Source organism: Saccharopolyspora antiqui, from assembly GCF_052246905.1.
Taxonomy (GTDB): domain Bacteria; phylum Actinomycetota; class Actinomycetes; order Mycobacteriales; family Pseudonocardiaceae; genus Saccharopolyspora.
Genome location: NZ_JBQQBO010000025.1, coordinates 67,741 through 92,438 on the forward strand (window position 1 = coordinate 67,741; position 24,698 = coordinate 92,438).

A 24,698-nucleotide genomic window follows, 5' to 3' on the forward strand; every position below is an offset into this window, starting at 1 on the left:
GACTGCTCGGGCCCGAAGCGCATTTTCCGACCGGCGATGACCGCCGCCAAGCGGTCAGGCGACCGCGAGGGGAAGGGCCGTCGGGTGGACCGGGGACGGGAGCTGGGAGTCACCGGTGAGGTAGGTGTCGACCGCGTTGGCCACCGAGCGGCCCTCCGCGATCGCCCACACCACCAGGGACGCGCCGCGGTGGGCGTCGCCGCAGACGAACACGCCCGGCGCCGCGGTCTCCCAGTTCGAGCCGCATCCGATGGTGCCGCGCCTGGTCAACTCGATGCCCAGCCCGTCGACCAGCGGCATCTGCTCGACACCGTCGAAACCGATCGCCAGCAGCGCCAGGTCGCAGGGCAGTTCCGTCACCTCGTCGGACACCGGGACGATCTGCCGCCGCCCCGCCGCGTCGCGCTGCACCCGCACCTCGCGCAGCCGCACAGCGCGCACGTTGCCCTCGTCGTCCCCGGCGAACGACTCGATCGCCACCGCGAACTTCCGCTCCCCGGCCTCCTCGTGCGCCGGGTAGGTGCGCAGGATGTACGGCCAGGTGGGCCACGGCGAGAGGTCGTCGTCGCGGGTCGTCGGCGGCTGCGGGTAGTTGTCCAGCTGCGTCACCGAAAGCGCGCCCTGCCGGGTCGCGGTGCCGTAGCAGTCGGCACCCGTGTCGCCGCCGCCGAGGACGATCACGTGCTTGCCCCGCGCCGAAATCGACGTCGGGCCGTCGCCCTCGCACTCCTTGTTCGCCAGCACCAGGTGATCCATGGCCAGGTGCACGCCCTTGAGGTCGCGGCCCGCGATCGTGCGGTCGTCGCGGCCGCGCAGCGCGCCCACCGCGAGCACCACGGCGTCGTAACCGGCGCGCAGGTCCTCGACGGTGAGGTCGACGCCGACCTCGCAGCCGGTGATGAACCTGGTGCCCTCGGTCCGCATCTGCGCCAACCGCCGGTCCAGTACGGACTTCTCCATCTTGAACGCGGGGATGCCGTAGCGCAGCAGGCCGCCGATGCGGTCGTCGCGCTCGTACACCGTCACCTCGTGGCCAGCTCGGGTCAGCTGCTGCGCTGCGGCCAGCCCGCCCGGCCCGGAGCCGACCACGGCCACCCGCTTGCCGGTGTGCACCTCGGCCACCTGGGCGGTGACGTACTCGTTCTCCCAGCTGACCTCGGCGATCGTTTCCTCGACCCGCTTGATGGCCACCGCGCCACCGGCCTCCGGCGAAATGGCCAGCACACAACCGGCTTCGCACGGCGCGGGGCACAACTTCCCGGTGAATTCCGGGAAGTTGTTGGTGGCGTGCAGCCGCTCGCTGGCGTCGCGCCACCGGCCGCGGCGCACCATGTTGTTCCACTCCGGGATCAGGTTGCCCAGCGGGCAACCGGCCGAACCCGAATGGCAGAACGGGATACCGCAGTCCATGCACCGCGCGGCCTGCGCCGACACCTGGTCGTTGCGGTCCTCCTTGGACAGTTCGGCGTAGACCTCGTGCCAGTCGCCCAGCCGTTCGTCGGTGGGGCGCTTGGGGGCATCGGCCCGCGAGTACTTCAGAAATCCCCTCGGGTCAGCCACGGGAAGCCTCCATGATCGCCTCGTCCACGTCCCGGCCTTCGATCCTGGCCATCCGCATGGCGTCCAGGACGCGCTGGTAGTCGCGCGGCATCACCTTGGTGAACGCCGCCGAGCGCCGCGGCCAGTCGCCGAGCAGCGAAGCCGCCACCGCCGAGCCGGTCAGTTCGTGGTGCTGCCGCACGATCTCGTGCAGCCACTTCAGCTCCTTGGCGCTGGGCCGCTGCAAGTCCACCATCGCGGTGTTCACCCGCACCGGGTCCAGGTCCAGCACGTAGGCGATGCCTCCGGACATCCCGGCGCCCACGTTGCGGCCGGTGCGGCCGAGCACCACCGCGCGACCGCCGGTCATGTACTCGAAGGCGTGGTCACCGGCGCCCTCGGCGACCGCGATGGCACCGGAGTTGCGCACGCAGAACCGCTCGCCGACCTTGCCGCGCAGGAAGATCTCACCGCTGGTCGCGCCGTAGCAGATCACGTTGCCCGCGATCACCTGGTCCTCGGCGGCGAAAGCCGAGTCCGGGTGCGGGCGCACGATGATCCGGCCGCCGGAGAGGCCCTTGCCGACGTAGTCGTTGGCGTCGCCGATCATGTCCAGCGTGACGCCGGGCGGCAGGAACGCGCCCAACGACTGCCCGGCCGAGCCCTCCAGCTCGACGCGGATGGTGTCCGACGGCAGGCCCTCACCGCCGTAGCGGCGGCTGACCTCGGCGCCCAGCAGGGTGCCGACGGTGCGGTTGACGTTGCGCACCGGCAGTTGCAGCCGCACCGGGCGGGCGTCCTCCAACGCCGCCTCGGCGAGCTGGATGAGCGTCCGGTCCAGCGCGTGGTCCAGGCCGTGGTCCTGCTCGCGGACCCGGCGCCGCACCGGCGAGTACGGGGTCTGCGGCTCGGCGAACACCGGGCTCAGGTCCAGGCCGCGGGCCTTCCAGTGCGCCAGCGCCGCATCGGTGCCCAGCGCGGAAACCTGCCCGATGGCCTCGTCCAGGGTGCGGAACCCGAGCTGCGCCAGGTATTCGCGCACTTCCTGGGCGATGAACTCGAAGAAGTTCACCACGTGGTCGACCTGGCCGGTGTAGCGCTCGCGCAGCTCCGGGTTCTGGGTGGCGACCCCGACCGGGCAGGTGTCGAGGTGGCACACGCGCATCATCACGCAGCCCTCGACCACCAGCGGCGCGGTGGCGAAGCCGTACTCCTCGGCGCCCAGCAACGCGGCGATGACCACGTCGCGACCGGTCTTGAAACCGCCGTCGACCTGCACCGCGATCCGGTCGCGCAGGCCGTTGAGCAGCAGCGTCTGCTGCGTCTCGGCCAACCCGACCTCCCACGGCGTGCCAGCGTGCTTCAGCGACGTCAGCGGCGCGGCCCCGGTTCCGCCGTCGTGGCCGGAGATCAGCACCACGTCGGCGTGCGCCTTGGAAACGCCCGCGGCGACCGTGCCGACACCGATCTCGGAGACCAGCTTGACGTGCACGCGGGCGTGCTCGTTGGCGTTCTTCAGGTCGTGGATCAGCTGCGCCAGGTCTTCGATCGAGTAGATGTCGTGGTGCGGCGGCGGGGAGATCAGCCCCACCCCCGGCGTGGAGTGCCGGGTCTTGGCGATCCACGGGTACACCTTGTGCGCGGGCAGCTGACCGCCTTCACCCGGCTTGGCGCCCTGCGCCATCTTGATCTGGATGTCGCTGGCGTTGACCAGGTACTCGCTGGTGACGCCGAAGCGGCCGCTGGCGACCTGCTTGACCGCCGAGCGGCGCTGCGGGTCGTAGAGCCGGTCGACGTCCTCGCCGCCCTCCCCGGAGTTCGACTTGCCGCCGATCCGGTTCATCGCGATCGCCAGCGTCTCGTGCGCCTCCGCGGAGATCGCGCCGTAGCTCATCGCGCCGGTGGAGAACCGCTTCATGATCTCCGAGATCGGCTCGACCTCGTCGATGTCGATCGGCGCCCGGCCACTGTCCAATTTGAACAGACCGCGCAGCGTGCCGCCCTCGGTGGAAAGCCGGTCGCATTCCGCGGTGTACTTGCGGAACACGTCGTACCTGCCGGTCTTGGTGGCGTGCTGCAGCAGGAACACCGTCTCCGGTGTGAACAGGTGCAACTCGCCCTCGCGCCGGTAGACGTAGTCGCCGCCGATCTCCAGCTTGCGGTGCACCCGGTCGGTCGGGTTGTCCGGGTAGGCGCGGCGGTGCCGCTGCGCGACCTCCTCGGCCAGCACGTCCAGCCCGACACCGCCGAGCTTCGAGGTGGTGCCTTCGAAGTACTCGTCGACGAGCTGCTCGGAGAGCCCGACGGCCTCGAAGACCTGCGCGGCGGTGTAGGCGCCGACGGTGGAGATGCCCATCTTGGACATCACCTTCAGCACGCCCTTGACCAGCGCCTGCACGTAGCTGCGGATCGCCACCTTCGTCCGGGTACCGGTGATCTGCCCGGTGGTGATCATGTCCTCGATGGTCTCGAACGCCAGGTACGGGTTGACCGCCGCGGCGCCGTAGCCGAGCAGCGCGGCCACGTGGTGCACCTCGCGGGCATCGCCGCTTTCCACCACCAGCGCGACGCGCAACCGCTCCTTGGTCCGCACCAGGTGCTGGTGGACCGCCGAGACCAGCAGCAGCGACGGGATCGGTGCCAGCTGGTGGTCCGAGTCGCGATCGGAGAGCACCAGCACGCGCGCCCCGGCGTCGATCGCCTCGGAAGCCTCCTGGCGGACCCGCTCGATGGCCGCCGCCAGCGCCTCGCCGCCACCGTCCACTTCGTACAGACCGGACAGCACCGCGGAGGCGAACCCCGGCAGGTCGCCGTCGTCGTTGACGTGGATGAGCTTGGCCAGCTCGTCGTTGTCGATCACGGGGTTGGGCAGCACGATGTGCCGACAGGACACCGCCGAGGGCTCCAGCAGGTTCTGCTCCGGGCCCATGATGCGCGCCACCGAGGTGACGATCTCTTCCCGGATCGCATCCAGCGGCGGGTTGGTGACCTGCGCGAACTGCTGCACGAAGTAGTCGTAGAGCATCCGGGAGCGCTGCGACAGCGGCGCCGGCGGGGTGTCCGAGCCCATCGACCCCAGCGGCTCGCCGCCACCGGTGGCCATCGGCGCCAGCAGCAGGCTGAGCTCCTCCTCGGTGTAGCCGAACGTCAACTGGCGGCGCACCACCGACTCGTGGCTCTGCACCACGTGCTCGCGGTCCGGCATTTCGTCGATGTTGAGCAGCCCGGCGTGCAGCCACTCGTCGTAGGCGTTGCCCTCGGCGAGGTCGGACTTGATCTCCTCGTCGTCGACGATGCGGCCCTGCGCCGTGTCGATCAGGAACATCCGGCCCGGCTGCAGGCGGCCCTTGGCCACCACCTCTTCCGGTTTGAGGTTGAGCACGCCGGTCTCGCTGGCCAGCACCACCCGGTCGTCGGCGGTCTGCCACCAGCGGGCCGGGCGCAGCCCGTTGCGATCCAGCACCGCGCCGACCAGCGTGCCGTCGGTGAAGGTGACGCAGGCCGGGCCGTCCCACGGCTCCATCAGGCTGGCGTGGAACTGGTAGAACGCCTTGCGCTTGGGGTCCATCTCGGCGTGGTTCTCCCACGCCTCCGGGACCATCATCAGCACCGCGTGCGGCAGGCTCCGGCCGCCCAGGTGCAGCAGCTCCAGCACCTCGTCGAAGGAAGCGGAGTCCGAGCCGCCGTCGGTGCAGATCGGGTACAGCCGGGCGAGATCGCCGGAGATCAGGTCGGATGTCAGCAGCGCCTCGCGGGCCCGCATCCGGTTGCGGTTGCCGCGAATCGTGTTGATCTCACCGTTGTGCGCCACGAAGCGGAACGGGTGCGCCAGCGGCCACGACGGGAACGTGTTGGTGGAGAACCGGCTGTGCACCAACGCGATCGCGCTGACCAGCCGCTGATCGCCGAGGTCGGGGAAGAACGCGGGCAGCTGCTGGGTGGTCAACATGCCCTTGTAGACCAGGGTTCGGCTGGAAAGCGATGCGAAGTACAGCTCAATGCCCTGCTGCGCGGCCACCTTCTCGGCGCGCTTGCGGAGGCAGAACGCCAACCGGTCCAGCTCGATACCGGCCTCGCCGCCGTGCCCGGCGACCAGCAGGATCGCGAAGTGCGGCATGCACTTCAACGCGGTGGTGCCCACGCCCGCCTTCTCCGGCGCGATCGGCACATCGCGCCAGCCCAGCACGCGCAGGTTCTCCTCGGCGGCGACCCGCTCCACCAGCTCCACCGCCCGGCGCCGCTGCTCGGCGTCGGCGGGCAGGAACGCCATCCCGGCCGCGTAGCGGCTGCGTCCGGCCGCATCCGGCGTCGGCAACCCGATGCCCGCTTCGGCACGCAGCAGCTCGTCGGGCAACTGGATCAGGATGCCCGCACCGTCACCGCTGGTCGGCTCGGCACCGGCCGCACCCCGGTGCTCCAGGTTCGCCAACGCCGTCAGGGCGTCGGCGACGATGCCGTGGGAACGACGTCCGCGGATGTCGGCGACCATCGCGACACCGCAGGAATCCTGCTCCGCGGCCGGGTCGTACAACCCCTGGGCCGCCGGGACAGCAGAGAAGACCACTGCGCAGACCTCCCTCGTCATTTCTCGTGCTGGAAGCCGTCGGTCGATTTCGGCGACCTGACTTCACGACTTCTGGGCACGGGACGACGCTGGCCCGCAGGTGACTTCCGGTTACTCGACAGAAGTTTTCGGGCGCGACTGCCCGCTCGCTGCGACCGGAGTTGTTCAGGGAACTTTAACAGCCGCGATACCCAGAAGCAGCACCCTGGGAGTGATGCTGACCATCTTGTTGTAACGCACTCGCATGGGTTAGAGACGGTGGTGGGTCGGTTCTCCTCGGGTGGTCGTGCCGCGTGCGTGGCGGAATGCGGTCAGCACCGCCTGCCTGCCGCCGAAGCGCGGTTGAGCACAACGCACTTCCCTGTTCACGCGCACTCTTCACGCCGACGACCGCACGCCGCTGGACACGGTCCGCTGTCAAATTTAACCGCTGGGTCGCGGTCGGTATAGCCCTCGTGCCGCAAGACACCCCGCGGCGGCGTGGGCGGGAGATCTTCTCCTGATATCTTTCCAGCTCAGAGTACCCGCGACAGGGTGCTCGCGGGACGCCAGCGCCAAGCGAAACCGGTGCGAATCCGGTGCTGTGCCGCAACTGCGATGGCCCGGTCCGCCGGGCACGAGCCAGGTCGCCTTCGCGCGTGGCGTCGATGTCCGCCACTCCCGGTGCAGGGGTGCGGCGTCGGCCGCTCGGCCGCGCCCACCGCACCGGCCGAACGTAGGGAAGACATGACCGGGTTCCGCCGACTCGCCGCGCTGCTGCTCGCCACGCTGGCCCTGCTCGCCGGGGTGACCGCGTGCGCCACCCGCCCCCGTTCCGAATCAACAGCACCGGCCGAGGACCCGGCCTCGGCGTTCCCGGTCAAGGTCGAACTGCCCGGTCAACCTCCCGTGACACTGGCGCAACAACCGAAGCGAATCGTCTCGCTGTCCCCAACCGCCACCGAGACGCTGTACGCGATCGGCGCCGGGGACCAGGTCGTCGCGGTGGACGAGTTCTCCAACTTCCCGCCGCAGGCGCCGCGCACCGACCTCTCCGGCCTCACCGCGGACGCCGCCACCGTCGGGGCGCGCACTCCTGACCTGGTCATCGCACCGGACAACGCCGCACAGCTGGCCGATGGGCTGAAGACGGTCAACGTGCCGACGCTGCTCACCCCGTCGGCGGCGACGCTGGACGACGCGTACCGGCAGATCGAGGTGCTCGGCCAAGCCACCGGGCACACCAAGCAGGCCGCGCAACTGGTGGACCGGATGCGGTCGGACGTCGACGAGATCGTCCGCAGCACGCCCAAACCGCCGCAGCCGCTGAGCTACTACCACGAGGTCAGCCCCGACTACTACAGCGCGACCTCGCAGAGCTTCGTCGGCAACGTCTACGGGCTGTTCGGGCTGGCCAACATCGCCGATCCGGCCGGCGGGAAGTTCCCGCAGCTCTCCGGCGAGCACATCGTGCAGGCCAACCCGAACCTGATCTTCGTGGCGGACGCGAAGTGCTGCCAGGTCAACGCGGCGGCGGTGGCGGCCCGACCGGGCTGGGACACCCTCGACGCGGTGCGTCGCGGCCACATCATCGAACTCGACGACGACGTCGCCGGCCGCTGGGGACCGCGGGTGGTCGACCTGGTGCGGGCCATCGGTGCCGGGGTCGCCAAGGCGCAGCAGGGGTGACCGCCGAGCTCCGCCCGGCCCGTGCGGCGTTGAAGCAGACCAAGCTGCGCCCCCGCCACCTGCTGATCGGGGTGGCCGTGCTGCTGGTGAGCGTCCTGGTGTCGGTGCTGCTCGGGGCTGCCGAGCTCGGTTGGCAGCGGGTACTCGGGGAGATCGTCGCGCAGCTCACCGGCGGTGTCTCGCCGCTTTCCGAGCGGGAGGCGGCGATCCTGTGGCAGTTGCGGATGCCGAGGGTGGTGCTCGGTGTGCTCGTCGGCGCCGCGCTGGCCGTCTCCGGCGCGGCGTTCCAGGGGGTGTTCCGCAACCCGCTGGCCGATCCCTACCTGCTGGGGTCGGCCGCTGGCGCCGGACTGGCCGCAACCCTGGTGATCAGCGGCTCGACGCAGACCGGGGCGCCCGTGCCGGTGCAGCTCGCGGCGTTCGCCGGGGCGCTCGGCGGGGTGGGACTGACCTGGCTGGTCGGCCGCTCCGCGGGCCGGGACACCGCGACGCTGGTGCTGGCCGGGGTGGCGGTCGGCGCGTTCCTCACCGCCGGGCAGACGTTCGTCCAGCAACTGCGGGTGGAGACGCTGGAGCAGGTCTACATGTGGATCTTGGGGCGGCTGACCACCACCGGCTGGCGCGAAGTGCTGGTCCTGCTGCCGTACCTGGCGATCTCGGCGGCCGTGCTGTGGACCTGCGCGCGGCTGCTGGACCTGCTGGGCACCGGCGACGAGGAAGCCGCCGCGCTCGGCGTGCACCCGGGGCGGGTGCGGGCACTGGTGCTGATCGCCGCATCGCTGGCCACCGCGGCGGCGGTGTCGGTCGCCGGGCTGATCGGGTTCGTCGGCCTGGTGGTGCCGCACCTGGTGCGGCTGGCGGTCGGCGGCAGCTTCCGGATCATCGTGCCGCTGTCGCTGCTGTTCGGCGGCGCGTTCCTGGTCATCGCGGACATGCTGGCCCGGACCCTGCTGGCCCCGGCCGAAATCCCGATCGGCGTCATCACGGCGTTCACCGGCGCCCCGTTCTTCGCGATCCTGCTGCACCGGAGGCGCGCATGAGTAGCCCTGTGTCAACCCCAGCTCTCCTCAACCGCACCTCAGGGGACCGTGACGCAAGCCAGCCACAAGAAACCGCGAAACGCGAGATTGAGCCGGACGCGACCACCACTGTGAATCGCGGAGCGGCGGAACTGGCGTGAGCGTGTTGGAGGTGCATGAGCTGTCCGCCGGATATCGGCGCAGCAACGTGATTTTCGACGTTTCGACCACAGTGGACACCGGTGGTTGGTTGGGCATCATCGGGCCGAACGGGTCGGGCAAGTCGACGTTGTTGAAGGCCGTCGCTGGCTTGGTGCGCCACCAGGGCCGGGTCTTGGTGGACGGCCGCCCGCTGGCCGCGCTGCGGCACCGCGAACGCGCCCGCGCGGTCGGCTACGCACCGCAGATCCCGCAGCTGCCGATCGGCCTGACCGTCACCGACTACGTGCTGCTGGGCCGGACCCCGCACCTCGGTGTGCTGGGCCGGGAGGGCCCGGCCGACCTGGACGTGGTGCGCTCGTTGCTGGAGCGCCTGGACCTCACGCGACTCGCGGACCGCGCGTTGGCGACGCTGTCCGGCGGCGAACGCCAGCGCACCGTGCTGGCCCGCGCGCTGGCCCAACGAACCGGGGTGCTGCTGCTCGACGAACCCACCACCGGCCTGGACGTCGGGCACGCCCAAGCCCTGCTCGACCTGATCGACGAACTGCGCCGGGAGCTGGGCACCACGGTGGTCATGACGTTGCACGACCTCACGCTCGCCGCCCAGTACGCCGAACGCCTGCTCCTGCTCGACGCGGGCAGCGTCGCCGCCGAGGGCACCCCGGTCGAAGTCCTGACCCCGGCGGTCCTCGCCGAGCGCTACACGGCTCGGGTGGCGGTCCTGCACACCCCCGACGGCTCCCCGGTCATCGCCCCGATCCGGAACTGACGGGTCATCCACATCCTCGCCACCGCCTCGCTCGAACGGGGCACACGAGGGAAATGGCGTAGCCATGCGGCACGACCGGAGGCCATGAGATGCCCCAGCTCAGATCCGGCGTGAGAACCCGATCGTCGACCAGGACGAGTACGACCAGTCCTACGCGGAAGCCTCGCTGGCTTTCGAGCTGGCGCGACTGGTGTACGGGTTGCGCACGAAGGCCGGACTCACGCAGACCGAGCTCGCGCGGCGGATGGGCACGACGCAGTCTTCGGTGGCCCGGTGGGAAAGCGGCGGCAGCCTGCCGACCATCGATCTGCTGGACCGGCTTGGGCGGGCGGTCGATGTTCGGTTGGAGTTGGTGGCGTCGCATCAGGACACCACCAACTCCAAGGGATCTCCGAGCACCGCGGTCTCCTTCGGCGCTCGTTGACGGTCAGGACGTGGCGAAGCGGGTCAGCACCGCTTCGGGACGGACTGCCGGGAGGGCGCGGCGGAAGGCCCGGTAGTAGGCCAGTTCTTCCTTGGTGCGCAGCTGCGCGATCTCGCCCACCTCGGCGAGTTCGGCGTCGGTGACCCGGGATTCCCAGTACGGCGTGAGGAGGTCTTGCGCTCCGCTGCCGGTTCCGAACTGGAGCTTGCGCCGCCACAGCAGGTCCTCGGGTAACCAGCCGGTGAACGCGCGACGCAGGTGAGCCTTCTCGACGCCGTCTTCGAGCAGCTTCATCTCGGGCGGCAGGGACATCGCGTGAGCGACGACGTCGGTGTCCAGGAACGGGACGCGGGCCTCCAGGCCGTGCGCCATGGTGACGCGGTCGCAGCGCTGCAGGTTGAGCCCGTGGAGCGCGCCGATGGTGCGGGTGAGCTCCGGCGCGAGGTCTTCGGCGTGCGACTGGTGGTAGTAGCCGTACCCGGCGAAGAGCTCGTCCGCGCCTTCCCCGGTCAGCACCGCTTTGACGTGCTGAGAGGCGAGTTCGGCCAGGAACCAGTTGGGCACCGCGCTGCGGATCAGGCTGGCGTCGAAGGATTCGACGGAGGCGATCACGTCGTCCAGCGCGGCGATGGCCCGTTCGGCGTCGAAGATCGACTCGTGGTGCTCGGTGCCGAGGTGCTCGGCCGCGGCGCGGGCGGCGAGCAGGTCCGGCGAGTCCGCGGTACCGACCGCGAAGGTTCGCAGCCGCTTGCCGGTCGCGGCGTACTCGGCGGCCGCGATGGCGGCGACGATGCTGGAGTCGAGGCCGCCGGAGAGGAACACGCCGACCTCGACGTCGGCCATCAGGTGTCGGCGGACCGAGTCGATCACCACCTCCCGGGTCGTCTTCTCGGCGACTTCGGGGGAGAGCCCGTCCCAGGCGGGTAGCTCGGCGGGATCGGGCACCGGGTCGGCGAAGCGGAACAGGCCGGTCTCCGGGGTCCAGCAGCAGCCCGGCGGGAACGTCTCGACGGCGTGCTGGACGCCCGCCGGGAAGGCCCGCAGTTCCGACGCGAAGTAGTACGCGCCGTCAACGTTCGCCCAGTACAGCGGCTTGATGCCGAGCCGGTCGCGGGCTGCGGTGAAACGGCCGTCCGGGGTGGCCGCGCACAACGCCCACATCCCCTGCAGCCGGTCCAGTGCCGCTGGCCCGTGCCGCCGCAGCAGAACCAGGGCCGCTTCGCTGTCCGAGGAGGTGTTGAAGTCGTGCTCGCCCAGGCTTTCGCGCAGCTCGATGTGGTTGTAGATCTCGCCGTTGCAGACCAGCGCCCAGCGGTCCGGCCCGCCCAGCGGCTGCCGCCCACCGTCGAGATCGACGATCGACAGCCGGGTGTGCCCGAGCCAGGAGCGCTCGCCAACCCGCCAGTGATCGCGGTCGTCCGGACCGCGGTGGGCGATCGCGGCGAGCATCCGCTCGCCAACGGCGGTCGGGTCCGTCGGGTGGTGGCAAATGGCAGCTATTCCGCACATGGAATTCGACCGTAGAAAGCCAGGGCATAAATAGCAACACGAGTTGCTCCATGCGCACGCTGCTGGCAGAGTGTCAGCGTGACCACCGACAGTTTGAGCAGCGTCCAACGAGCCCTGGAGGTGCTGCGCGCGCTCGGCCCCGGTCCGCTGCGGGTGCAAGCCGTGGCAGCGGCGCTGGGCAAGGAGAAGACCCAGGTCTCCCGCACGCTGAAGGTGCTGGCGGAGTCCGGATTCGTGGAACGCGACCCGGAAACGCTGGAGTACCGGTTGGGCTGGCAGCTCTTCGCGCTCGCGGGCGGGGCCAGCGACAGCAGGCTGCTGCAACAGGCGCCGCCGGTGCTGCGGGGGCTCGTGCGAACCCTGGGCGAGGCGGCGTATCTGACGGTGCTCAGCGGCAGCGCTGCGGTGACCGTGCTGGCCGAGCGCTCGGGACGAACCCTGCAGGCGCACGAGTGGGTCGGGCGGCTCTCACCGCTGAACTGCACGGCGAGCGGGCGAGCGCTGCTGATCGGGCGACCGCAGGACGAGGTGCGGACGCTGCTGGCGGCGCAGCCCGAACCGCTGTCCGGCACCGAGCGAGCACCCCGGACGACAGCGGCCGTGCTGGACCGGCTGCGCGCCGAGCAAGCCGCCGGGTACGGCATGGCGATCGAGGAATCCGAGCCCGGGCTGGTCGCGATCGCGGCCCCGGTCCACGACTTCCGCGGCGCGACGGTGGCGGCGGTCAACGTCTCCGCCCCGGCCTTCCGGCTACCTCCGGACGCCCGCGCACCCGCCGTCACGGCCGTCATCGACGCCGCGACACGCCTCTCCCGCGCCCTCGGCGCGCCGTGACCTCAGACCCCGCCGCTGCGCGTGGCAGAGCTGGCGATTTCGCGCGAAATCAGCGCTCCTCACGAGGAGCGAGGGGCGATTTCGCGCGAAATCGCCCACAACCGCACGGAATCCCGTTCTGGTGGCGAAGACGAAGCTAGCTCTTGTCGGTGTTGCCGTGGTCGGCGCTGCGCGCTTCCGCGCGTGCACCGCCGCCGCCATCGTCGTCACCGGCATCGTCGTCGGTCGTCGCCGCAGTCGCCTCCGGCTCCGCGTCCGTGGACGGCTCCGGTGTCGCCGCGGTGTCGTCGTCACCGGGCATCGGCTTGCCGCGCAGCAGTTCAGGATCTTCGCGCTTGCCGCGCACCAGCAGCAGGTACACCACCGCGCCAGCGAAGACGATCACGGAGGTGAAGACGTTGATGCGGACGCCGAAGATGAGCGTGGCGTCGTCGGTGCGCATCATCTCGATCCACAGCCGTCCGGCGGTGTAGCCGGCGACGTAGAGCGCGAACACCCGGCCGTGACCCATCCGGAACTTGCGGTCCGCCCAGATGACCAGCACGCAGACCAGCACGTTCCACAGCAACTCGTACAGGAACGTCGGATGCACCACGGCGATCGGCGTGTGGTCCTGCGCCACCCCGGCGATGGGATCGGCGAGCCCGGTGTCCGGGTCGATGCGCCGGTAGATCTCCAGCCCCCACGGCAGGTTCGTCGGACCGCCGTAGAGCTCCTGGTTGAACCAGTTGCCGAGCCGACCGATGGCCTGCGCCAGGACGATGCCGGGCGCCACGGCGTCGGCGAACGCGGGCAGCGGCACGCCACGGCGGCGGCAGCCGATCCAGGCGCCGAGCGCACCGAGCGCCACCGCGCCCCAGATGCCCAGGCCGCCTTCCCACACCTTCAGGGCGTCCAGCGGGTTGCGGTCCGGGCCGAAGTACTTCTGCCAGTCGGTGGCCACGTGGTAGAGCCGACCGCCCACCAGCCCGAACGGCACCGCGAACACCGCGATGTCGATGACCGTGCCCTCGCGACCGCCACGCGCCACCCAACGGCGGCTACCCAACCAAACCGCCACGACGATGCCCGCGATGATGCACAGCGCGTAGGCACGCAACGGCAACGGACCGATGTGCCAAACCCCTTGGCTGGGGCTGGGGATGTTCGCCAGGAACGAATTCGCCGAGGCGGCGACCGGGGCACTCACGCCGCATACCGTATCTGGCGCCCCACCAAAGGTAAGCACCCCCCAACCCGAACCTCCGGTTGCGGGTGGGGTGAAGGGCACCTTTCGCCAAGTAAGTTGGTAAAAGGTGCCCTTCACCTCTCACCCGAACGGGTAACGCGGGGCTGGAGATCCGCTTGTCAGCGGGAGCGGACGCCGCGGGCGAGTTCAGCGGTCAGCTCGCGGACCCCGGCGGGGCCGTCCTGCTCGGCGCGGGTGACGAAGGCGGAGCCGACGATGACGCCGTCGGCGAAACCGGCCACCTCGGCGGCCTGCTCGCCGGAGCGCACCCCGAGGCCGACGCCGATCGGCAGGTCGGTGTGCGCGCGGGTGCGCTGCACCAGTCCGGCCGCCGCCGCGCCCACGCTCTCGCGCGCGCCGGTCACGCCCATCACCGAGGTGGCGTAGACGAAGCCGCTGCTGGCCTTGGCGGTCAGCGCCAGCCGCTCCTCCGTCGAGGACGGCGCGACCAGGAAGATCCGATCCAGGCCGTGCGCATCGGTCGCGGCGATCCAGTCCTCACCCTCGTCCGGGATCAGATCCGGGGTGATCGCGCCGAGCCCACCGGCCGCCTTGAGGTCGCGGGCGAAGGCGTCCGGACCGTAGTGGTGCACCGGGTTCCAGTAGGTCATCACCACGGCGTGGCCGCCCGCGTTGGCGATCGAGGACACCACGTCGAAGACGTCCCGCAGCCGGAACCCGGCGCGCAGCGCCTTGTCGCTGGCCGCCTGGATGGTGGGGCCGTCCATCACCGGGTCGGAGAACGGGATGCCGACCTCCACGATGTCGCAACCTGTCGAGCCGTCGGTGCCGGTCAGCATCGCGGTGAACAGCTCCTTGGAGCCCTCGACGGTCGGATACCCGGCGGGCAGGTAACCGATCAGGGCGGCCCGCTGCTCTTCCCGGCAGGTCTGGAAAACCTCGCGCAGGTTCACCGCGACTCCTCCTGTTCTCCGGCACTGTCGACGAGCCCGAAGTACTTCGCCGCGGTGTCCATGTCCTTGTCGCCGCGCCCGGAGAGGTTGACCAGGATGATCGCCTCCGGGCCGAGTTCCCGGCCGAGCTTGAGCGCACCGGCCAGCGCGTGCGCGGACTCGATGGCCGGGATGATGCCCTCGGTGCGGGAGAGCAGCCGGAAGGCCTGCATCGCCTCGTCGTCGGTGACCGACCGGTACTCGGCGCGCCCGGTGTCCTTCAGGTAGGAGTGCTCGGGCCCCACCCCCGGGTAGTCCAGCCCGGCCGAGATCGAGTAGGCCTCGATGACCTGGCCGTCGTCGTCCTGCAGCAGGTAGGAGCGGGCGCCGTGCAGCGTGCCCGGGGTGCCTTCGCTGAGGGTGGCGCCGTGCTCGCCGGTGGCGATGCCGTGCCCGCCGGGTTCGAACCCGACCAGCCGCACGCCCGGGTCGTCGATGAAGCCGTGGAAGATGCCGATGGCGTTGGAGCCACCGCCGACGCAGGCGGCGACCACGTCGGGCAGCCGACCGGTCAGCGCCAGCGCCTGTTCACGGGCTTCGTCGCCGATGACCTTGTGGAAGTTGCGCACCATCATCGGGAACGGGTGCGCGCCCGCGGCGGTGCCCAGCAGGTAGTGGGTGTGCTCGACGTTGGTCACCCAGTCGCGCAGCGCCTCGTTGATGGCGTCCTTGAGGGTGGCCGAGCCGGTGTGGACTGGGATGACCTCGGCGCCCAGCAGCCGCATCCGGGCGACGTTTAGGGCCTGCCGCTCGGTGTCCACCTTGCCCATGTAGATCACGCAGTCCAGGCCGAGCAGCGCGCAGGCGGTCGCGGTGGCCACCCCGTGCTGTCCGGCGCCGGTTTCGGCGATGACCCGGCGCTTGCCCATCCGCTTGACCAGCAGCGCCTGCCCCAGCACGTTGTTGATCTTGTGCGAGCCGGTGTGGTTGAGGTCCTCCCGCTTCAGCAAGATCCGCGCGCCGCCCGCGTGCTCGCCGAACCGCTTGGCCTCGGTCAGCAGCGACGGGCGTCCTGCGTAGTTGCGCAGCAGGTCGTCGAGCTCGGCGAGGTACTGCGGATCGCTCTGCGCCTTGGCGTACTCGGCCGCCAACTCGTCCTGGGCCGCGATCAGCGCCTCCGGCATGAACCGGCCGCCGTAGGCACCGAAGTGCCCGCGCTCGTCCGGATCGTGCCCTTCCGGCACGGGCCTGCCCGGCCGATGGGCGCGCGCGGTCTCTGCCCCGACGGTCATTGCCTTACCTCCTGTGCCTGGCACCGATCCCGGCCAGTGCTGCTGAGCTCCAAGATGCCTGATCCGGCGGCTACCGGCTCGGCCGCGGGCACGCGGGATGCGATCCGGCGGTCACCAACTGGGTGACGGCCGTCTTGGGGTTGTCGCTGGTCACCAGGCCCTCACCCACCAACACGGCATCCGCACCGGAACCCGCGTAGGCCATCAGGTCGCTCGGCCCGCGAACCCCTGACTCGGCGATCTTGAGGATTTCCTGCGGCAACCCCGGCGCGATCCGGCCGAACACGTCGCGGTCGACCTCCAGGGTGTGCAGGTTGCGCGCGTTGATGCCGATGACCTTCGCCCCGGCCTCCAGCGCCCGGTCGGCCTCCTCGGCGGTGTGCACCTCGACCAGTGCGGTCATGCCCAGCGACTCGACCCGGTCCAGCAACGCTTCCAGCGCGTTCTGCTCCAACGCGGCCACGATCAGCAGCACCATGTCCGCGCCGTGCGCGCGGGCCTCGTGCACCTGGTACGGGCTGATGATGAAGTCCTTGCGCAACAGGGGCGTGTTGACCCTGGCGCGCACCGCGTCGAAGTCGGTCAGCGAACCGCCGAAGCGGCGCTGCTCGGTGAGCACGCTGATCACGCGCGCCCCGGCAGCGGCGTAGTCGGCGGCCAGATCAGCCGGCTCGCTGATCTCGGCCAGCTCGCCCTTGGACGGACTGCGGCGCTTCACTTCCGCGATCACGCCAACGCCCGGCGCGCGCAGCGCGGCGAGCACATCGTGCGGCGGTGCTGCCGCAGCGGACAGGTACTTGATCTCATCGAAGGGGATCGCGGATTCGCGGACCGCCAGATCCTCGCGAACGCCTTCGATGATGGATTCCAGAACGGTCACGCGAACACCTCGCCAGCCGTGCCCCGAACATCGAGCTGAAACCTGCTGGATGCGCAGCTGAACTCCTTGCGCTCGATCACGACACTCCCCTTCCCGCCGTGCCGTCGCATGGCCGATGCTAAACCTCACCGGCCATCGGTCCCACCAAGGGGTAGCCCAACGTCCCAGCGCAGCAAGGACCTTCGTCCCTGGTGACGATGTTGCGCGGCCGTTCGGACCCACGCCGAACAGGATTCTCCACCGCTCGGCGAACTTGAAGCAATTTCAACGATCCTGGTCCTCGGTTGGATCCCGGCCCGCGTCCAGTTCGTTCCACAACTGGCGGTCCGGATCGTGGGATTTCGGCTTCGCGGTGCCCGGCGCCGAGTACTTCGCACCCATCGCGGGCATCCGGCCCGCCCGGAACACCACGAGCAGTCCGGCGACCAGCAGCAGCACCGCACCCGCGGTCATCAGCAGCGGCCCACCCGGCTGGGTGGACATCTGACCGATCGGGGTGCTGCCCGGCGGAACGCTACCGGCCGTCCCGTACGCGAACCAGCCGAAGTTGAACTGCTGGTAGACCCGCCAGGCCAGCAGACCTCCGGCGATCACCACCAGCGCACCGACCACCCGCCGCAGCAAGCCGCCGGTCGCCAGCACCGCGGCAACGGCGGCCAGCGCCGCCAGCGCCACCGGCACCAGCTCCGGGCGCAGGTCAGCGCCGGTGACGCCAGCCGTGACCTCGGTGCCGAACGGGGTGCGGAACCGCTGCCCGACCCAGATCAGCGCGCTGGCGCCCCAGAGCGCTCCGGCGGCGATCAGCACCACCAGCACCACCATCCACAGCAGCCCCTTCGACCGCACCGGCCGCGGGCCCGGCTCAGATTCCGGCTCGGTGGTCAACCCGCTCCCCAACCTGCGCGCTGGACGGCCGCGACAGCGTCTCGGCCGTCGCCACCGCGTTGAGCACCGCGCGCGCCTTGTTCAGGCATTCCTGGTCCTCGGCGACCGGATTGGAGTCGGCCACGATGCCGCCACCGGCCTGCACGTAGGCCGTGCCGTCGCGCACCAGGGCGGTGCGGATCGCGATCGCGGTGTCGGCGTCCCCGGCGAAGTCCAGGTAGCCCACCACGCCGCCGTACTGGGCGCGCCGGGTCGGCTCCAACTCCTCGATCAGCTCCAGCGCGCGCGGTTTCGGCGCACCGGAGAGCGTGCCCGCCGGGAAGCAGGCGGCGATCGCGTCGAAGGCCGTCTGCCCCTCGGCGAGCTGGCCGGTCACGGTGGACACGATGTGCATGACGTGGCTGTAGCGCTCGATGCGGAAGAAGTCCACGACGTGCACCGAACCCGGTTTGCAGACCCGGCCCAGGTCGTTGCGGCCGAGGTCGACGAGCATCAGGTGCTCGGCGCGTTCCTTGTCGTCGTTGATGAGCTCCTTCTCCAGCAGCGCGTCCTCGTCCTCGTCGGCGCCGCGCCAGCGGGTCCCGGCGATCGGGTGCGTGGTGGCCTGCCCGTCGCGCACCGTGACCAGCGATTCGGGGCTGGATCCGACGATGTCGAACGGCGTGCCGCCATCCGGCGCCTCCAGCCGCAGCAGGTACATGTACGGGCTCGGGTTGGTGGTGCGCAGCACCCGGTAGATGTCCAGGGCGTCCGCGCTGGTGGCCATCTCGAAGCGCTGCGAAACCACCACCTGGAACGCCTCGCCGTCGCGGATCGCCTCCTTGGCCTTCTCCACCGCGGCGTAGTGCTCGTCGGGCTGGCGGCGTCGCACGAACAGCGGATTCGGCCGGGAGAAGGCGGCGACCGTGGGCGCGGCCGGAGTGCACAGCTGCTCGGTCATCACGTCCAGTCGGCGCACCGCGTCGTCGTAGGCGGCGTCCACCCGTTCGGGGCTGTCGTCCCAGTTCACCGCGTTGGCGATCAGCGTGATGGTGCCCTCGTGGTGGTCCAGCGCCGCCAGATCGGTGGCCAGCAGCATCACCAGTTCGGGGATCTGCAGGTCGTCCTCGGTCAGGTCGGGCAGCCGCTCCAGCCTGCGGACCGCGTCGTAGCCGAGGTAGCCGACCATGCCACCGGTCAGCGGCGGCAGACCCGGCAGCGGGTCGGTGTGCAGCAGCCGCACCGTCTCGCGCAGCGCCTGCAGCGGGTCGCCGCTGTCCGGCAGCCCGACGGGCGGGGTGCCCATCCAGTGCGCCTGGCCGTCGCGAGCGGTCAGCGCCGCCGCGCTGCGCGCCCCCACGAAGGACCATCGCGACCAGGAACGACCGTTCTCGGCGGACTCGAAGAGGAACGTTCCGGGGCGGTCCCCGGCGAGCTTGCGGTACACCCCGAGCGGGGTCTCGTCGTCCGCGAGCAACCGCCGCACCACCGGGATCACCCGGCGGCCCGCCGCCAGGGCGCGGAACTCCTCACGTCCAGGGCTGATAGTGCCGATATCACCGTCGCCGACCATGCCGTCATTGTGCCGCCCATCCGTCACGGCCTGCGCGGGACCTAGGCACCGCTTTGCCCTCGACGCGTCCGGGCGGCGAGGATGGGCGGGTGAGCAGTGGAATCGACCCGAACGGCACCGAGCCGAAACGCCGCGGGCGGCGGCGCAGCGGCGCCGATACCAAGGCGGCGCTGCTGGACGCCGCCCGCGAGGTGTTCAGCGAGCAGGGTTACGACGCGGCCACGGTGCGAGCCATCGCCAGCAAGGCCGGTGTCGACCCGGCGATGGTCAACCACTGGTTCGGCGGCAAGGAGGGCCTGTTCACTGCCGCGGTGTCCATCCCGATCAACCCCGCCGAAGTGGTGCCGCAACTGCTGGAAGGCGATCCGCAGCAGCTCGCCGAGCGGCTACTGCACCGGTTCCTGACCGTCTGGGACAACGTCGGCGGCGGCCAGTTCGCGGCCCTGATGCGCAGCATCGCCACCAACGAGAACGCGGTGCGGATGCTGCGCGAGTTCATCCAGAGCGTCCTGTTCACCCGGCTGGTCAAGGCGCTCGACGTGGACCAGCCGGAGCTGCGGACGGCGCTGTGCGGGACGCAGATCGTGGGCCTCGGCATGGCCCGCTACGTGGTCCGCTTGGAACCGCTGGCCTCGGCCGACCACGACGTCGTGGTGGCCACCATCGGCCCGAACCTCCAGCGCTACCTCACCGGCGACCTGGGCTCCCCCGTCCGGTGACCCGGGCGGCAGCACCGCCAGGAACCGGCACGCCGTGGGCGACTTCCCAATTTCCCCCAAAATTGGACACCCCGAACCGGACAATCCGGGCTCCGAATTCCCTGAAGTTGGGACCGCGTCAACCCTCGGGTTTGAGGAGGACGTCGGCGTCGAAGCAGGTGTGGTCGCCGGTGTGGCAGGCCGCGCCCTGCTGGTCGACGACCAGCAGGATCGTGTCGCCGTCGCAGTCCAGGCGGACCTCGTGCACGTACTGGGTGTGCCCCGAGGTCTCGCCCTTGACCCAGTACTGCTGGCGGCTGCGGGAGTAGTAGGTGCCGCGGCGGGTGGCGAGGGTGCGGTGCAGCGCCTCGTCGTCCATCCACGCCATCATCAGCACCTCACCGGTGCCGCGCTGCTGCGCGATCGCCGCGACCAGCCCGTCGGGATTTCGCTTGAGCCGGGCGGCGATCGCCGGGTCCAGACCGCTCATCGCACCGTGATCCCTTCCGCCCGCATCGCGTCCTTGACCTCGCCGATCCGCAACTGTCCGAAGTGGAACACGCTGGCCGCCAGCACCGCGTCCGCCCCGGCGTGCACCGCGGGCGCGAAGTGCTCGACCGCACCGGCGCCGCCGCTGGCGATCAGCGGCACGTCGACGACCTCGCGCACCGCGCGGATCATCGCCAGGTCGAATCCGGCCTTGGTGCCGTCGGCGTCCATGGAGTTCAGCAGGATCTCGCCGACGCCGAGCCGTTGCCCCTCGGCGGCCCACTCGACTGCGCAGATGCCGGTGCCGCGCCGACCGCCGTGCGTGGTGACCTCGTAACCAGACGGCGTCGGCTGCCCGCCCTCGGGCACCCGCCGCGCGTCCACCGACAGCACGACGCACTGAGCTCCGAAGCGCCGCGAAGCCTCGCTGAGCAGCTCCGGCCGCGCGATCGCCGCGGTGTTCAGGCTGACCTTGTCGGCACCGGCGCGCAGCAGCCGGTTGATGTCTTCGGGGCTGCGCACGCCACCGCCCACGGTCAGCGGGATGAACACCTGTTCGGCGGTGCGGCGGACCACGTCGAAGGTGGTCTCGCGGTCGGCGGAGGACGCCGTGACGTCGAGGAAGGTCAGCTCGTCGGCGCCCTCCGCGTCGTAGGCGCGGGCGAGCTCCACGGGGTCGCCCGCGTCCCGGAGGTTGACGAAGTTGACACCCTTGACGACCCGCCCCTGGTCGACGTCCAGGCAGGGGATCACACGCACCGCAACGGCCATGTCTCCAGGGTAAAGACATGGCCGTGCGGCGCGGTGGATGGGCCGATTTCGCCCGAAACCGTCGCTCAGCCGAGCCAGCCCGGGCGGGACTCGACCATCGCCCTGGTGCCCGGTTGCGGGGGGACCGCCGCGCAGTGCGTGCCCTCCGGCGGCACCTGGCCGTCGATGAAGTACCGGTCGGTGGCGCCGGTGGTGCAGTCGCTCCGACCGTAGACGCCGTGGCCCCAGCCGTCGTAGGTCAGCAGCGTGGCCTGCTCGATCTGGCTGTCCACATTGGATGCCCAGTTGTACCCGGTGGCCGGGTCGTGCAGGGCGTTGAGGATCAGGATCGGTGCATCGCCGCGGATTTGCGGCACGTGCTGCGGGTTCTGCAGCTTCGCGGGCCAGTCGATGCAGCCCCAGGCGATGGCGCCGCCCAGGCCGAACCGCAGGTGCGGGGCGGCCTCGTTCTGCAGCTTCCACTCCTGCGCGTACTGCTCGGCGGAGTCGATCTCGATGCCCCAGTCGTTGCACAGCGCCGCGGTCGGGTTGTTGATCGCCTCGGGCAGCGCTTGGACCACCGGCGCGGGCTGCTGGTCCTGCAAAGACTTGAGCCGGATCGCCAGATCCGGCCAGGACGGCCCGTAGAAGGCGCCGATCGCGGTGCTGGTCAGCTGCACCGATCCGATCGGCGTGTTCGGGTCGCCGGGTTCGTGCAGTTCGCCGCTGTCGGCGCGCTTGTAGAGCTCGTCGTAGACCGCACCGACGTCCGCGCCGTGCAGCGCGCACTGCTGGTCCTGCGCGCACCACTTGACGAATTCGGTGAACGCGTCCTCGGCGGTCGTGGCTTCGGTGGTGAGGAAACCTCGGGTGTCGAGGCTGTGGTCCATGACGCTGTCGAGCACCAGTGCGCGGACGCGCTCGGGGAAGTTCTCGGCGTACATCTGACCGGTCAGGGTTCCGTAGGAGATGCCGTAGAGGCTGATCTGCTCCTCACCGAGCGCCTGGCGGAACGCGTCGATGTCGCGGGCGACGCTGACGGTGTCCATGTGGTCGATGATCGGACCGGAGCGCGCCCGGCAGTCGTCGGCGACTTTCCGGTTGTACCGCCGCATTTCCTCGAACTGCGCTGGTCCGCCCGGCCGGATGTCCGGCTGGTCGACGAGCAGTTCGGTGTCGCACAGCAGCGGGTTGGAGCGGCCGTAGCCGCGCGGGTCGTAACTTACGATGTCGAACCGCGACGCCAGCTCCGGGGAGAACGGCACCCCGCTGAGCAGCGCGTCGACGCCGGTGCCGCCCGGTCCGCCGGGCATGTAGACCAGCGAACCGATCCGGGTGTCGGGGTTGGTGGCCGGGCGGCGTGCGACCGCCATCTCGATGGTCTCGCCGCCCGGCTGCGCCCAGTCCAGCGGCACCTGCACGGTCGCGCACTGGACCTGCGCGTTCTCGGGGCAGGGCTGCCAATCCAGGGCTGGCGTCGGTTCGGCGAGCACCGGGGCCGATGCGGCCAGGGTGGCCGTGGCGGCTAACAGGATGCCGAGGCCGGATGCGAATCCTCGCCTCATGGAGACCCTCCGATCGTGAACAAGATCCGCATTTCGGATCTTGTGCACGATCGTGCTGATCACACGATGCGATGTGGATCAGGGATCACCCTGAGCGCACCCCCATTCGAGGAGGTGGGTGATGGGTGAGGGGCACCCGTGACCGAGTAACTGGGGCACGGGTGCCCCTCACCCGGTCAACGAACCGCGGCGAGGGCCTCTTCGAGGGTGAAGTTCTGGGCGTAGAGCGCCTTGCCGACGATCGAGCCCTCCAGGCCGATCGGGGCGAGCTCGGACAGCATCACCAGATCGTCCACACTGGACACTCCACCGGAGGCGATCACCGGCGCGGTGGTGCGGGAGCAGACTTCGCGCAGCAGAGCCACGTTCGGCCCCTGCAGGGTGCCGTCCTTGCTGACGTCGGTGACCACGTAACGGCGGCAACCGGCGGCGTCCAACCGGGCCAGCACCTCCCACAGGTCCCCGCCGTCCTTGGTCCACCCGCGCGCGGCCAGCCGGTGCCCCTGCTCGGTGATCCGCACGTCGAGCCCGACCGCGACCCGCTCGCCGTACTCGGCGACCACCCGGTCCGCCCACTGCGGATTCTCCAGCGCGGCGGTGCCGAGGTTGACCCGCGCGCAGCCGGTGGCCAGCGCGGCCTCCAGCGAGGCGTCATCCCGGATGCCACCGGAGAGCTCCACCTGGACGTCGAGTTCGTCGGTCACCTCGGCCAGCAGCGCGCGGTTGGAGCCGCGCCCGAACGCCGCGTCCAGGTCGACCAGATGGATCCACTCCGCTCCCGCGCGCTGCCAGGCCAGCGCGGCCTCCAACGGGTCACCGTAGGAGGTCTCGGTACCGGCGGCGCCCTGCACGAGGCGGACCGCCTGGCCATCTGCGACGTCAACAGCGGGAAGCAACGTGAATGTCACGTCCCAACCCTACTGGCAGCCGTTCGGCCGCTCGCCAGCCCCCGACCGGCCGAACGGCGGTGCCGCTAGCGGCGGCTGCGGTCGGAGCGGGCGACCGCGACGATGGGCACTGCCAGCACGATCAGCACCAGCAGCAACACCGTCCACAGCGGAACTCCGGCTTGCAGCAGGTAGGGCGCGCCGATCCCGGCGATCATCCCGACCGCCAGCACCAGTGCGATCACCCGGACCGCCCTCGGTCCCATCAGGCCGTGGCGGCGGATCACAGGCTGTCCAGCCAGTTCCGCAGCAGCCGGGCGCCCGCCTCGCCGGATTTCTCCGGGTGGAACTGGGTTGCCGCCAGTGGGCCGTTCTCCACCGCGGCCACGAACGGTTCGCCGTGCTCGGCCCAGGTCACCTGTGGGGGCGCGATCCGCTCGGACGGCGACAGCCGCCACTCGCGGACGCCGAAGGAGTGCACGAAGTAGAACCGGGTGCCCGGTTCGATCCCGGCGAACAGGGTGCTGCCCTGCGGCGGCCGCACCTCGTTCCAGCCCATGTGCGGCAGGATGTCGGCGTGCAGCCGTTCGACGGTGCCCGGCCACTGGCCGCAGCCGTTGGTCTGCAAACCGTGCTCGACGCCTTCGTCGAAGAGCACCTGCATGCCCACGCAGATGCCGAGCACCGGGCGGTCGCCCGCCAGCCGGTGGTCGATGATCTTGTCGCCGCCGACTTCCAGCAGGCCTTCCATGCAGGCCGCGAACGCGCCGACCCCCGGCACGACCAGCCCGTCGGCTTCCATCGCGGCACGATGGTCGGCGGTCACCTCGACGTCGGCCCCGACGCGCTGCAGCGCGCGTTCGGCGGAACGCAGGTTGCCTGATCCGTAGTCCAAGATGACGACTCGTGCCACGGCACCCAGGTTACCGGGGCGGGACGTCCGGCCAGGTCGCGGGCAACGCCGATCCCTGCGGGAGACGATCCCGCCCGCGATCCGGAGCCCCAGCAGCACTCCGGATCGCGGGGCGTCGACGATGGAGGTCACCTGCGGATCCCGTTCGGCACTGGGCACTTCTGCGATGTCGCGCAGC

Annotated in this window: 21 protein-coding genes and 1 riboswitch; of the genes, 6 read left to right on the forward strand and 15 right to left on the reverse strand. The window is 70.5% G+C overall.

All coding sequences use genetic code 11. The features are described 5' to 3' along the window. Positions 1 to 54: 54 nt before the first annotated feature. On the reverse strand, positions 55 to 1,560 hold the full coding sequence (locus ACTWQN_RS30510; RefSeq protein ID WP_443207066.1) for a glutamate synthase subunit beta: 1,506 nt from the start codon (positions 1,558 to 1,560) through the stop codon (positions 55 to 57). After that, entirely contained in the window at positions 1,553 to 6,103 is a 4,551-nt protein-coding gene (gltB, locus tag ACTWQN_RS30515; protein WP_443207067.1) for a glutamate synthase large subunit, read from the reverse strand. Before gltB ends, ACTWQN_RS30510 begins: the two co-directional genes overlap by 8 nt. Before the next feature lie 515 nt (positions 6,104 to 6,618). Continuing rightward, positions 6,619 to 6,751: riboswitch (cobalamin riboswitch) on the forward strand. 78 nt (positions 6,752 to 6,829) lie between these two features. Between gltB and ACTWQN_RS30520 the strand changes: the two genes are divergently transcribed. From ACTWQN_RS30520 to ACTWQN_RS30535, 4 genes are all read left to right on the forward strand, one after another. Further along, positions 6,830 to 7,771 carry an ABC transporter substrate-binding protein gene (locus ACTWQN_RS30520; RefSeq protein WP_443207068.1) on the forward strand — a complete coding sequence of 314 codons (942 nt, stop codon included), beginning with the start codon at positions 6,830 to 6,832 and terminating at the stop codon, positions 7,769 to 7,771. Continuing rightward, positions 7,768 to 8,811, forward strand: coding sequence for a FecCD family ABC transporter permease (locus ACTWQN_RS30525; protein ID WP_443207069.1), 1,044 nt, complete (start codon positions 7,768 to 7,770; stop codon positions 8,809 to 8,811). The genes ACTWQN_RS30520 and ACTWQN_RS30525 overlap by 4 nt, the downstream gene beginning before the upstream one ends. Positions 8,812 to 8,947: 136 nt before the next feature. Continuing rightward, positions 8,948 to 9,721: an ABC transporter ATP-binding protein gene (locus ACTWQN_RS30530; RefSeq protein ID WP_443207070.1), complete on the forward strand. Its 774-nt coding sequence runs from the start codon at positions 8,948 to 8,950 to the stop codon at positions 9,719 to 9,721. A gap of 187 nt (positions 9,722 to 9,908) precedes the next feature. Then, the gene (locus ACTWQN_RS30535; RefSeq protein WP_443207107.1) at positions 9,909 to 10,145 is read left to right on the forward strand and encodes a helix-turn-helix transcriptional regulator; all 237 of its coding nucleotides are present in this window, start codon (positions 9,909 to 9,911) and stop codon (positions 10,143 to 10,145) included. A 3-nt stretch (positions 10,146 to 10,148) separates the two neighbouring features. Here the strand turns inward: ACTWQN_RS30535 and asnB are convergent, their stop codons facing one another. Next, entirely contained in the window at positions 10,149 to 11,654 is a 1,506-nt protein-coding gene (asnB, locus tag ACTWQN_RS30540) for an asparagine synthase (glutamine-hydrolyzing) (RefSeq protein ID WP_443207071.1), read from the reverse strand. 78 nt (positions 11,655 to 11,732) lie between these two features. On the opposite strand from asnB, the gene ACTWQN_RS30545 reads away from it, so the two are divergent. After that, positions 11,733 to 12,488, forward strand: a complete 756-nt coding sequence (locus ACTWQN_RS30545) for an IclR family transcriptional regulator (protein ID WP_443207072.1) — start codon at positions 11,733 to 11,735, stop codon at positions 12,486 to 12,488. 136 nt (positions 12,489 to 12,624) lie between these two features. Here ACTWQN_RS30545 and lgt read toward each other — a convergent pair whose 3' ends face one another. The 6 genes from lgt to ACTWQN_RS30575 form a co-directional block, all read right to left on the reverse strand. Further along, positions 12,625 to 13,677, reverse strand: a complete 1,053-nt coding sequence (gene lgt, locus ACTWQN_RS30550; protein ID WP_443207073.1) for a prolipoprotein diacylglyceryl transferase — start codon at positions 13,675 to 13,677, stop codon at positions 12,625 to 12,627. Between the two features lie 158 nt (positions 13,678 to 13,835). Next, positions 13,836 to 14,630, reverse strand: a complete 795-nt coding sequence (gene trpA / locus ACTWQN_RS30555; protein ID WP_443207074.1) for a tryptophan synthase subunit alpha — start codon at positions 14,628 to 14,630, stop codon at positions 13,836 to 13,838. Next, positions 14,627 to 15,901 (reverse strand): tryptophan synthase subunit beta, encoded by a 1,275-nt coding sequence (trpB, locus tag ACTWQN_RS30560; protein ID WP_443207075.1) that lies wholly within the window; start codon positions 15,899 to 15,901, stop codon positions 14,627 to 14,629. The genes trpA and trpB overlap by 4 nt, the downstream gene beginning before the upstream one ends. Positions 15,902 to 15,971: 70 nt before the next feature. Then, a complete protein-coding gene (gene trpC / locus ACTWQN_RS30565) occupies positions 15,972 to 16,781 on the reverse strand; it encodes an indole-3-glycerol phosphate synthase TrpC (protein ID WP_443207076.1) in 810 nt (269 codons plus the stop codon). A 264-nt stretch (positions 16,782 to 17,045) separates the two neighbouring features. Next, positions 17,046 to 17,666, reverse strand: a complete 621-nt coding sequence (locus ACTWQN_RS30570; RefSeq protein ID WP_443207077.1) for a Trp biosynthesis-associated membrane protein — start codon at positions 17,664 to 17,666, stop codon at positions 17,046 to 17,048. Then, positions 17,644 to 19,218 carry an anthranilate synthase component I gene (locus ACTWQN_RS30575; RefSeq protein WP_443207078.1) on the reverse strand — a complete coding sequence of 525 codons (1,575 nt, stop codon included), beginning with the start codon at positions 19,216 to 19,218 and terminating at the stop codon, positions 17,644 to 17,646. The genes ACTWQN_RS30570 and ACTWQN_RS30575 overlap by 23 nt, the downstream gene beginning before the upstream one ends. A gap of 89 nt (positions 19,219 to 19,307) precedes the next feature. Here ACTWQN_RS30575 and ACTWQN_RS30580 point away from each other — a divergent pair, with 89 nt between their 5' ends. After that, a complete protein-coding gene (locus tag ACTWQN_RS30580) occupies positions 19,308 to 19,937 on the forward strand; it encodes a TetR/AcrR family transcriptional regulator (RefSeq protein WP_443207079.1) in 630 nt (209 codons plus the stop codon). 118 nt (positions 19,938 to 20,055) lie between these two features. Here ACTWQN_RS30580 and hisI read toward each other — a convergent pair whose 3' ends face one another. From hisI to hisH, 6 genes are all read right to left on the reverse strand, one after another. Continuing rightward, entirely contained in the window at positions 20,056 to 20,406 is a 351-nt protein-coding gene (gene hisI, locus ACTWQN_RS30585) for a phosphoribosyl-AMP cyclohydrolase (RefSeq protein ID WP_443207080.1), read from the reverse strand. Further along, entirely contained in the window at positions 20,403 to 21,176 is a 774-nt protein-coding gene (gene hisF / locus ACTWQN_RS30590; RefSeq protein ID WP_443207081.1) for an imidazole glycerol phosphate synthase subunit HisF, read from the reverse strand. Before hisF ends, hisI begins: the two co-directional genes overlap by 4 nt. A 65-nt stretch (positions 21,177 to 21,241) precedes the next feature. Beyond that, on the reverse strand, positions 21,242 to 22,720 hold the full coding sequence (locus ACTWQN_RS30595) for an alpha/beta hydrolase (protein ID WP_443207082.1): 1,479 nt from the start codon (positions 22,718 to 22,720) through the stop codon (positions 21,242 to 21,244). Positions 22,721 to 22,896: 176 nt separating this feature from the next. Then, positions 22,897 to 23,628 (reverse strand): bifunctional 1-(5-phosphoribosyl)-5-((5-phosphoribosylamino)methylideneamino)imidazole-4-carboxamide isomerase/phosphoribosylanthranilate isomerase PriA, encoded by a 732-nt coding sequence (priA, locus tag ACTWQN_RS30600; protein ID WP_443207083.1) that lies wholly within the window; start codon positions 23,626 to 23,628, stop codon positions 22,897 to 22,899. Between the two features lie 65 nt (positions 23,629 to 23,693). Then, positions 23,694 to 23,894: a hypothetical protein gene (locus ACTWQN_RS30605; RefSeq protein WP_443207084.1), complete on the reverse strand. Its 201-nt coding sequence runs from the start codon at positions 23,892 to 23,894 to the stop codon at positions 23,694 to 23,696. Continuing rightward, on the reverse strand, positions 23,891 to 24,520 hold the full coding sequence (gene hisH, locus ACTWQN_RS30610) for an imidazole glycerol phosphate synthase subunit HisH (RefSeq protein ID WP_443207085.1): 630 nt from the start codon (positions 24,518 to 24,520) through the stop codon (positions 23,891 to 23,893). The genes ACTWQN_RS30605 and hisH overlap by 4 nt, the downstream gene beginning before the upstream one ends. Positions 24,521 to 24,698 lie beyond the last annotated feature (178 nt).

What these genes read in the sequence shown, in the direction of transcription:
- ACTWQN_RS30520 (WP_443207068.1), top strand. Translation starts at nt 6,830, where the DNA reads ATGACCGGGTTCCGCCGACTCGCCGCGCTGCTGCTCGCCACGCTGGCC.
- asnB (WP_443207071.1), bottom strand. Translation starts at nt 11,654, where the DNA reads ATGTGCGGAATAGCTGCCATTTGCCACCACCCGACGGACCCGACCGCC.
- trpB (WP_443207075.1), bottom strand. Translation starts at nt 15,901, where the DNA reads ATGACCGTCGGGGCAGAGACCGCGCGCGCCCATCGGCCGGGCAGGCCC.
- ACTWQN_RS30575 (WP_443207078.1), bottom strand. Translation starts at nt 19,218, where the DNA reads ATGGTCGGCGACGGTGATATCGGCACTATCAGCCCTGGACGTGAGGAG.
- hisI (WP_443207080.1), bottom strand. Translation starts at nt 20,406, where the DNA reads ATGAGCGGTCTGGACCCGGCGATCGCCGCCCGGCTCAAGCGAAATCCC.
- hisF (WP_443207081.1), bottom strand. Translation starts at nt 21,176, where the DNA reads ATGGCCGTTGCGGTGCGTGTGATCCCCTGCCTGGACGTCGACCAGGGG.
- ACTWQN_RS30595 (WP_443207082.1), bottom strand. Translation starts at nt 22,720, where the DNA reads ATGAGGCGAGGATTCGCATCCGGCCTCGGCATCCTGTTAGCCGCCACG.